Genomic DNA, 9195 nt, shown 5'->3' with positions numbered 1-9195 from the left:
CTAAGTACAGGACAAAAAATGTAAAGATTGCCGAAAGTCGAACTGATGAAGGGATTGAGGATTAAGGATAAGATGACGCAGATGGTCAAAACCTAGACGGAAAAGACTCTTGGCCCTACGTCCGTGATTCTTAATGGGAATAGGTTGAAACTGATGAAGTACGCTTTCCGGTGAGCATCGACCAACACAAAGCTAAGGTTAAAAGAGCAAAAAGTTTTCGCTTTCGTTCTGGCACGGTCATTTGAGTAGATTCGAGACAAAAGCCACGAGTCTTGAAAATGCCAAAAAGAGTCTCAATGCCCCAACGGGAAGCATAATCTTTTACAAGCTCTTCACTCGCATCAGGACTGATGACAACGAGCAACTTGCCATCATCAAGACGTAGAGCTTCCACACTAACGGGGCACCCCCAAACTCGACAGAATCCCTTGAGTCTTTGAGATTGACCCTTCTGTAGATGAGCAAAAACCACTCGAGCAGCCAAGGATACCCCATTGCGTTCAATCCGATCTGTAGCTCGAATCCTCAATCGGAAAGCCATTGATGGTTCTAGTAGCAGGTATCGCACCCAGGCTTGTCCCACGAACTCGCGATCCCCACACACAAAGGAAATCCTAGCATCAGGAAAGATTTGGCAAAATTCCTCAATGAACCTCATCCTCTCGTCACTATTACTGTTCCCTTTCTGATCAAGAATCCACCACAGCACCGGAAATGCCACTCCTTGATGGACTATCCCTAAGGTCAGAATATTGTAGCAATGTTTGCCCAACTCCCAAGTGGTACGGTCATTACTCAATATCCAAGGCTCGGGGATTTGCATCCAACTGACCACGATTTTCCCAATCGCCTTGTAGTCCAAGTCAAACCCACGAAAAAATCGTTGCAGTCGTTTGTAATTTGACTGAGGTCGAACCAATACTCGAAACCCAATGCTAGTTCACGCTCGGTTGACCGTTTTCACTTTCAGCAATGCTAACAAGAACAGAGCAAGAAACGAAACTCTTGCTCCGTGCCATCCCAAATGGGGTTGGAGAGCTTTCTTTAATTCGCGCTTCTTGGTTCATGGGGTTTCTGATGGCTATCCTCAATTCTGATGAAACCCCATCCTGTTCTTCTTTTCAACTTTTTTGTCCTGTACTGAGCCTTGATCCACCCAGACCACTTCTAATAACTTCAGTTTCTAAGCGTGCTTCAGACAAAATGACTACTGCTCCGAGCCTTTCAGAACCATTAGCTGACCTTACTAATACCCCAATGAGTAATCGAAGAGAATCAACTACTATGTGACGTTTACGCCCTTTAACTTTTTTCCCACCATCATGCGCCGCAGACTGCCCCCTTTTTTCCGTCGTCTTGACTGATTGAGAGTCCGCTATCCCAACGGTTGATTGTAATTCTCTACCTTGACCAAATCTGATTTGTGATCGTAACTGATCATGAATTTTCTGCCATATTCGGAGTCGCTGCCACTTCTGGAAATAACCATATACAGAGGCAAACGGGAGGCAAGTCATGGGGTAACATTTCCCACTGACAACCTGTCCAATGAACATAAAAAACACCATTAAGTATCTCTCTTAAATCAACTGTTCTCGGATGTCCAAAGCCAATAGGTTCAGGTAGTAATGGTTTCAAAACCTCCCATTCTGTATCACTTAAATCACGTAGGATTTGGCTTTCTCGTCGGTGCGGCAATTTGAGGCAGACGTGTCATTGACCGAAATTCATTCAACCTCTGGTAGGTTATCATCTACTTATCTTAACTTTTTTATTTCTTTAGATTTTCTTTACGAATCAGCTCTTATAGTTGAGATAGATAGTTGAGATAGATAGCTGAGATAGATAGCTGAGATAGATAGCTGAGATATACAGCTGAGATAGATAGCTGAGATAGATAATAGATAGCTGAGATATACAGCTGAGATAGATAGCTGAGATAGATAGCTGAGATAGATAGCTGAGATAGATAGCTGAGATAGTCTTCCTTATGAAATTGGGACTCAACCGGTGACTAACTAAACAACTAACTAAACCATAAATCTTGACTAATCAGTACGTCAATTATGGAATTGAACGTTTTTTTTGTAATGGGTGATGAGTAATGACTCGGGAGTAATTAAAATTAGCAATTAGCAATTAGCAATTACCGATTACCGAAGCTTTATACTTTTACAGTACCGATGGTAATAGAGATGATATTAATCCTGTTCATCCATAGAGGAATTTACTAGCAGTTGAATTATTCTTTTGCCTTTTGATAAGATTGTAGATTTATTAATTTCAATACCTAGCCCCAAGCCAATCAAGGTTAACTCAGTCACTACGAGACTATAAGGAGGCGACTTGGTAGCAAAAGAAATATTTTCCTGACCATTTACCCGTTCATAGGAGGCTTCCAGTGACTGGAATCCCAAAATCATCGCCACAATCAGAGCAAAAATATACCCTCCCCTTACTATCGCCTGCTTGTCATTATGATTTCGAGTTGGATAATTCACCAAACTACTCGTGCTTGCTTCACAGTTCTGATTGCCAGAAGGCACCGAATTAATTGATTGGTTTTGCATAGTTATTTGTTGGCAAACAGTTTTAGGGAAATAAATCGCTGTTGGCTACGTAGCTCAAGTAGACCATTAGATTCAGCGATGAGTTATTCAATGAGCGTACTTAATTGACCGGTCAAGAAAGTCAGGATACACCATTACGTTCGCGTAGCGTGACCATTCGCGTAGCGTGGCCATTAGGCCAAGGTCAATCGCGTAGCGGCAAGCCGCTTACCTAGGTAACAGGATCAAAGATTTTGAGTCTTGGTGGTGAGTGATGGCTGATGGAAAATGGAAACTAACTTGCTAAGGGTTCTGATATCAGTTCCCAAGCATTGACATCGCTGACACCAATGCGCACTGGTACGTTCAGATAATCCTCTACCAGGTAATAATCTGTCTCATAGCGGCCTAATGTGCCATCGGGACGCCTGAGGGTGTACTGGAATTTGGGAATGTAACGCTCCCGAGTCAATCGATCAATTAGTTCGTTATAGTCATCCCGACTATCACGCCATAAGTACCGATAATTAAAGCCAGTCCACTGATGGGGTTGGAGAATGCCTCGTTCTGGTGCAAGTAGGTCATTGGTATGTAAGCAAACATCATTCCACATTGATGTAATTACTACAATCAGACCTTCTTCACGCTTTTCTTTGATAAAATCATTAACACGAAGGTAGTTGGCTCCTAGCAAATAGGTTCCGTCTTGGCGTATTGGTCCGGTCATCTTTGTCTGGCTCCTGAGTATGGAGGTGGGAATTTGGTAAGGTCGCTCGCATCCGGGCCAAGATACAATAGCCCGTTGAAGCCTGAGTTTTTGAGCAGATACAGCCAGCTCACTAGCATGTCGCCTTAGAGCATAAGCCGCTAAGCGTGATGGAGCTTCAATATTGAAACTCTCGGTGGTAACTGATAGATGGCACCCTGAGAAAAAGAAATTGTCCATTGTTGAAGACTGAAACCTAAAATGACACGCTGAGTAGTGAGTGTTGCTGTTTAGCAAGTTAAACCGGACCAACGGAGACTATGGCTAACTACTATGGTTGGTGATCTAAGTAACCGACGGCTTCCATAGTACAGTAACTGGCAGGATTGATTTTAGCCAAAAATCGCTTCAAAAAACGATAATTTCTCGCTTTACATCCCCTCTGATAGCATTAACCATGGGCAGGTGTTAGTCCGATCACGGTTATTGAATCTTTGGCAACTCGTTGTTGCTCGACAATTTTGGAAAACCGTAGAAACAGCGATCGCGAATCTCCACTAACTCATCCGTTGTCCAAGGTTCACCATTGTTCTTGCATAGCACTACACCCAAACCAATCAAGTCATCATCTGTGGGTCGGTTCCCTTCTAAGATGGCTTGCAGGTTTTCAACGCTAACTTCACTTAATCGTGATAGTTCTTCCAAGTTCCAGCCATGAATGAGATCAACAATGGTAGGGGTTTGTACTGGAACTGCTGATAGTTGGCTGCTGTCTAGGTAGTTAAAAAATTTAGTCAGCGTATCTTCTAGCCCTTCACTGTAGTCAAGCTCGTGTTCGACACAGTAGTTGCGGAAGCGCTTTAGTAGATGTTTGGGAATATGTCCTCGCAGTAATGCATACCGGGGATCTGTCTTTTTGTGAACCAATGTCCTTGTCCTCTAGCTCGGGAGAGAGCAACATATGATTGTCCTCTTATAAGTTTGGCACATTTTGTCCCGATATACTTCTATTGGTATATCGTGATATCGTGACAATAGGTTAATACACTGGTTAATACACTTAGGTAGTTACTACACTTAGGGGGTTTACTTAAGTGTTTTAGTTAAGTGTTTTCTGTGTTCGTTCCTTTTGTCGCGATATATTTATATATTTACATCACTATGTCGCGACGTCAAGGCCAAAAAAAATATTTTTTTCCCCTTTCCCTGTGGCCTAATCCGTGTTGTCTTTAAGTCTATTGATGAAACGGTACAACCAATAGGGGTAATAATACGTATAGCAACCAACTCCAATTCCAGGAGCTAGTACCAGTGGAAGACTCTTGCTCTGTCAATAGTGCATCGATTCTCTGTTGGAAGCGGCTGGGATGCACAGGTCTACTAAAGGGAGCACAGAAATTTTCCGTAGTAATCATCGGACTACTAACCATAGTTAACAGTGATTCTGCCAACAATAGGGCATCGACCCGTTTAGCGGCCCAATGGTCAGCACGGATTTCTCGTAGACTCAATAGTTCTTGCCACAATGACTCTGTATTTGGTAACCAAGCAGTGATGCGATGAATCCACCCTAGCCAAAAAAACCAAAAGGTATCTCGGTAATGGTGGTGAGCTTGCTCATGGGTGATAACAGCCTCTAAATGTTCCGATGAGAGAGTTTCTAAGAGTCCCTGACTGACCACAAGTTCCGGTTGCCAAAAGCCAATCTGAGCAATAAAGGGTATGGGAGTGTCTAAAAGACGAGCCAATTGACCCTGACTAGCTAGGGATTCAGGGATTGGAGTCAAGCCAGAACAGTGTTCAACCCTTTCCCATTGCCCATTTATTAAGCAAATTTGAGGTAAGGAACGAACTTGTTGCAAAGACTGCCAACCAAGTCTTGCTAACTTTAGCCACAACATTAGTGCCCAAACCAGAAATCCTAGCGCTAGACAGTAGCTGATCCAGTCGGTGCGTAACCCGATCATTTGTCCCTTTGGCCCCATGGATAGCACAGCCACAGCAGTGGTTAGGAGGAGTAGGGGTGGAGCAAGAAATTGCACTAGTAACTGTTGCCAGCGCCTGGGACAACTCCCTGGGAGTTGGTAGCTTGTGTGCCTGTGCCAGCAAGCCAGCCCTAAGGCTGCTATTATCATTACAAAATGCATTATTTTCCCTCCTTCTGCCTTTGACGTGCTGCTTGCAGTCGTTGTGCGATCGCAGAAATTTGTTCCACACTTGCTGCATCTAAGCTATCGGCAAAGGCAGCAACTACATCTGGATTGCCTACAGCTAAAAAGCGATTAAGCTGGTCATGGGCTGCGAGTACCTGGGCTTCTTGGCGAGACACTAAGGGTCTCCATAAAAAGGTACGCTGTCGTTTATCACAACTGAGCCAACCTTTCTGGGTCAAGCGGCGTAGCACTGTGGTCACTGAAGCATAAGCTAATTCCCGATCTGGGTCAGCCAAAATCTGTTCATGGACATCTTTGACAGTAGCGCAACCTAATCCCCAGATGATCTCCAAGATTTCTCGTTCCAATGGACCTAGGGAGAGTTGTTTAGGGCGATGATGGGGCAGAGGACTCATAGATAACTTGTTAAGTTTGGGTTAATTTTGGGTTAATTTGGTGCTAGAGGTTATTTATAGTGTATGAAGTTTTGAGCAGCCAGGCTATTGAGATTCATATGTAGTCGGTCTGCTGCCTTTATTTATAGTCTTGCTTCTTAGGTTTGACAGGGGTTATTAATCGGCTTACAGTCATTCATGGGAATAATTATAGGCCACTCTGTAGCCTGCTATCTGTTTTGATCAGAAGGAGAATACCCTTGAAGAAGCTGCTATCAATCCTGTTGACTGCTACGGTATGGTTTACATTTGCTCTAGAACGTCCAGCCCTCGCTGGTGATGCCGCTCAGGGAGCTAAGGTTTTTAGTCAGAATTGTGCTGCTTGTCATATCGGTGGCAATAACGTGATTATGGCCAATAAAACCTTGAAGAAAGCTGTGCTGAAACGATATAAGATGTATGACCTGGAAAAAATTAAAACCCAGGTAACCAATGGCAAAAATGCTATGCCCTCCTTCAATAAAAAGCTGACTGAGCAGGAGATTGAAAATGTGGCTACCTATGTTTTATCGCAGGCGGACAATGACTGGCCGTTGGGTAAAGAAATTTATAATCAAAAATCCCCAGAGTCCAAATCTCCACAATTAGGTATAGAGGCTGATCAGAAGCCAGTTAATCAGGAAAAGACTGATATTAAACCCAAAAAGCGCCCATTCTGGCGCTTATTATTTTGATTTATTGATCATTATTTTGATTCATATAATGTAAGAAAAGTTACAATGCCAGCATTTTTAGTATCCCTAGATACTAAGTTATCAATTATTAATATCAACAGCTACAACTAATCGAGACAACAAGCACCACTTAGTTAATTATTTGTGATTCCCATTTCCTGGTTTAGGAAAACTGGGGATTGGGGGGTTTTTCACTTCAAGAGTGTGAAGATGCGATGGACGCGCGTCCCGCTTTCAGCGAACGCTTATCATCACCAAGCCAAAGCCTAAGGAAGAAGATATTACTGAATCCCTTACTGGCCAATACTTAAAGCGACATTGGTTTAGCTTTAGCAGGGATTGAAATAAATTTATGCAACTTTTTAGTAAAGTTGGTTAATTACTTTGCTAAACTATCTGTGAAGCTTTCGCAAACCTACAAATCCTTTATTCAAATCATGAGCTTTATGGCGGCAGCCCCGCGCTGTACCCGATAGGGTCAGCGTCGGGAAGGATAGCCCGGTGATGGAATGAAATGGAATCACCAACTAATAATCCTGGGGGACAGGGAGACGAGCTATAAAACTCCTAATCATTTCAGATGGGGTCATCCCTCTCTTGTCGGCTTCCTGTTTTAATTGTCGTTTTTCAAAGTCAGTTACTCTGACTATCAACTTTTTATCTTTCATGTTTTTACTGTTATGGGTTGTCAGATGGCTACCCATATGTTAGACTAATAATAGGTCGATAAGCAAGAGTACAAAAATGATATCTGCATATCAATACCGGTTAAGACTGACAAAGTCGCAAATTACAAAAATAGAGAAATGGCTGGATATGTTGCGTCATCAGTACAACTATTTGTTGGCAGATAGGTTTAATTGGTTTGAGCAAAATCGCTGTTCTATTAATTCTTGTCCCCTTGTTTGTCATTTACCAGATCTAAGAAACAATCCTGACTACTTTTCCCAAAAAAGAACTCTACCTCAGTTAAAGAAAGACAGACCTTGGTATAGTGATATTCATGCTCACGTATTACAGGATTGCGTTAAAAAAGTAGATTTGGCTTTCAAGGGGTTTCTTAAGGGAGATAGCAATGGTAAAAAGAGCGGAAGACCTCGATTCAAAAGTAAAAATAGATACAAGTCATTTACTTTTCCGTCACTTTCAAATAATCCAATAAATGGCAACATTTTGACTCTTCCAAAATTTGGGAAAGTCAAAATGATTTATCACCGACCTATTCCAGAAGGATTCAAAATAAAAACAGCTACTATAACCCGAAAAGCTGACGGCTATTACGTCACGCTGTCAATCCAAGATGGTACGGTTCCGGATATTATCTCAGTAGACAGCATCGAAAATCCCGTCGGAATAGATATGGGTCTTAAGTCTTTTCTGACAAAGTCTGATGGTTCAGAGGTACCAATACCCCAATACTATCGAAAAGCTCAAAAACGGTTAAAGAAAATTCAAAAAGCTGTTAGCCGTTCTAAGAAAGGTAGTAACAACAGTAAGAAAGCTGTTATTAAGCTAGGAAAAGCTCATAAAAAAGTGGCTGACACTCGAAAATATTTTCATTTTAAAACAGCCAAAAGTTTGCTAGACGAATATGATCTAATCGCTCACGAGAAGTTAAATATTAAAGGTTTGGCCAGAACTAAAATGGCTAAATCTGTATTGGACGCTGGATGGGGACAATTTCTGTCAATACTATCAAACAAAGCCGAAAATGCTGGTTTGCTTACAGTTGCAGTAAATCCTCGAAATACCAGTCAGAACTGTTCTAATTGTGGCACGAAAGTACCTAAAAAATTAAAAGACCGCATCCATTCTTGTCCTCATTGTGGATACACGAAAGATCGCGATGTGAATGCGGCTAAAAACATATTGAATTTGGCGGTGGGGCGTCCCGTCAGGAGTAAAGCTTGCCGAGTAACCGTTCGCGTAGCGTCGGGCAAAGCCCGATAGGGGTACCTGGTGTTGGCAAGAAGCCCGCGTTGTCCCGTCAGGGCAACGTCGGGAGTACGTCACAAGGGTGCATATGATGATTCGCTGTCAAGATTCGGTTAGTTTGTGGATTAACTCCTGGGATCTGTTGAGATCCATCTATAACCTCAATTAAGGAGTTGCCTAAGCTATCCTAACTAGCCAAGCGCCTAAGTGGTGATTTATGCCTAGTTTAGTGAAGCCTATTGGTTAAACCTAGTTACACCGATGTTGACGAGAGGGTTACCGAGGGAATTTCCCCAATACCGCTGTCCAATAGCTAGCAGGGCGACAAAGGGGATTGAAAACTAGATAGGGCAAGCTCAATGGCACGTTTGCCCTGATTGTAATGGAGAATCCAACGACGATTAATTTGCAAAAGTTCAGACAAAGTTTGTTGGCACAATTGCTGTAGGCGGAGCCAATGATGAAGATGTTGACCAATATAAAAAGAGCTATGTCTACGTTGTGAGGTTGAGGAAGTTTCCGGTCGTGCTACATATTTTTGAATGCCAATACTCTTAATGTGCTGACCTTGGAGCAGGGCACTAGTATAAGCAATAGCAACGACAATAAGTAGTTTATTAAGCTGTTGATGTTTGAGCTTGGAGCCTTCAAGATTATAGCCACCTGATCTGATTGACTGACAAAAGTTATTCCGGAACATATTGGTACGTTAGTACTTTGAAC

General features: G+C 42.5%; 8 protein-coding genes and 2 pseudogenes. 2 read left to right on the top strand and 8 right to left on the bottom strand.

What is annotated here, in order from left to right; all coding sequences use genetic code 11:
• The 7 genes and pseudogenes from BJP37_RS19735 to BJP37_RS19705 all read right to left on the bottom strand — a co-directional run bounded on the left by BJP37_RS19735 (position 1) and on the right by BJP37_RS19705 (position 5824).
• Positions 1-1024: pseudogene (locus BJP37_RS19735) on the bottom strand (IS4 family transposase).
• A 120-nt stretch (positions 1025-1144) separates the two neighbouring features.
• A pseudogene (locus tag BJP37_RS44660) lies at positions 1145-1717 on the bottom strand (IS5 family transposase); the annotation flags it as partial.
• Between the two features lie 484 nt (positions 1718-2201).
• Entirely contained in the window at positions 2202-2570 is a 369-nt protein-coding gene (locus tag BJP37_RS19725) for a hypothetical protein (protein WP_075901310.1), read from the bottom strand.
• Positions 2571-2844: 274 nt separating this feature from the next.
• Entirely contained in the window at positions 2845-3495 is a 651-nt protein-coding gene (locus BJP37_RS19720) for a hypothetical protein (RefSeq protein ID WP_075901308.1), read from the bottom strand.
• A gap of 243 nt (positions 3496-3738) precedes the next feature.
• Positions 3739-4182, bottom strand: coding sequence for a hypothetical protein (locus tag BJP37_RS19715; RefSeq protein WP_070393877.1), 444 nt, complete (start codon positions 4180-4182; stop codon positions 3739-3741).
• A 308-nt stretch (positions 4183-4490) separates the two neighbouring features.
• Positions 4491-5402, bottom strand: a complete 912-nt coding sequence (locus BJP37_RS19710; RefSeq protein ID WP_075901306.1) for a M56 family metallopeptidase — start codon at positions 5400-5402, stop codon at positions 4491-4493.
• Positions 5402-5824 carry a BlaI/MecI/CopY family transcriptional regulator gene (locus BJP37_RS19705; RefSeq protein WP_075901304.1) on the bottom strand — a complete coding sequence of 141 codons (423 nt, stop codon included), beginning with the start codon at positions 5822-5824 and terminating at the stop codon, positions 5402-5404. Before BJP37_RS19705 ends, BJP37_RS19710 begins: the two co-directional genes overlap by 1 nt.
• A gap of 239 nt (positions 5825-6063) precedes the next feature.
• Here BJP37_RS19705 and petJ point away from each other — a divergent pair, with 239 nt between their 5' ends.
• Together petJ and BJP37_RS19690 are read left to right on the top strand one after the other, a co-directional pair.
• The gene (petJ, locus tag BJP37_RS19700) at positions 6064-6537 is read left to right on the top strand and encodes a cytochrome c6 PetJ (RefSeq protein WP_075901302.1); all 474 of its coding nucleotides are present in this window, start codon (positions 6064-6066) and stop codon (positions 6535-6537) included.
• Positions 6538-7281: 744 nt separating this feature from the next.
• Positions 7282-8487: an RNA-guided endonuclease InsQ/TnpB family protein gene (locus BJP37_RS19690; protein ID WP_075901298.1), complete on the top strand. Its 1206-nt coding sequence runs from the start codon at positions 7282-7284 to the stop codon at positions 8485-8487.
• Between the two features lie 298 nt (positions 8488-8785).
• Here the strand turns inward: BJP37_RS19690 and BJP37_RS19685 are convergent, their stop codons facing one another.
• Positions 8786-9172 (bottom strand): helix-turn-helix domain-containing protein, encoded by a 387-nt coding sequence (locus tag BJP37_RS19685; protein ID WP_075901296.1) that lies wholly within the window; start codon positions 9170-9172, stop codon positions 8786-8788.
• Between the last annotated feature and the right edge of the window lie 23 nt (positions 9173-9195).

It is taken from the genome of Moorena bouillonii PNG (genome assembly GCF_001942495.1).
GTDB classification, from domain to species: Bacteria; Cyanobacteriota; Cyanobacteriia; order Cyanobacteriales; family Coleofasciculaceae; genus Moorena; species Moorena bouillonii.
This window is presented reverse-complemented; position numbering and strand designations above follow the sequence as displayed.

Excerpts from the sequence above, each read along its gene's own strand:
- BJP37_RS19725 (WP_075901310.1), bottom strand. The coding sequence starts at position 2,570 with ATGCAAAACCAATCAATTAATTCGGTGCCTTCTGGCAATCAGAACTGT.
- BJP37_RS19720 (WP_075901308.1), bottom strand. The coding sequence starts at position 3,495 with ATGGACAATTTCTTTTTCTCAGGGTGCCATCTATCAGTTACCACCGAG.
- BJP37_RS19710 (WP_075901306.1), bottom strand. The coding sequence starts at position 5,402 with ATGCATTTTGTAATGATAATAGCAGCCTTAGGGCTGGCTTGCTGGCAC.
- BJP37_RS19705 (WP_075901304.1), bottom strand. The coding sequence starts at position 5,824 with ATGAGTCCTCTGCCCCATCATCGCCCTAAACAACTCTCCCTAGGTCCA.
- BJP37_RS19690 (WP_075901298.1), top strand. The coding sequence starts at position 7,282 with ATGATATCTGCATATCAATACCGGTTAAGACTGACAAAGTCGCAAATT.
- BJP37_RS19685 (WP_075901296.1), bottom strand. The coding sequence starts at position 9,172 with ATGTTCCGGAATAACTTTTGTCAGTCAATCAGATCAGGTGGCTATAAT.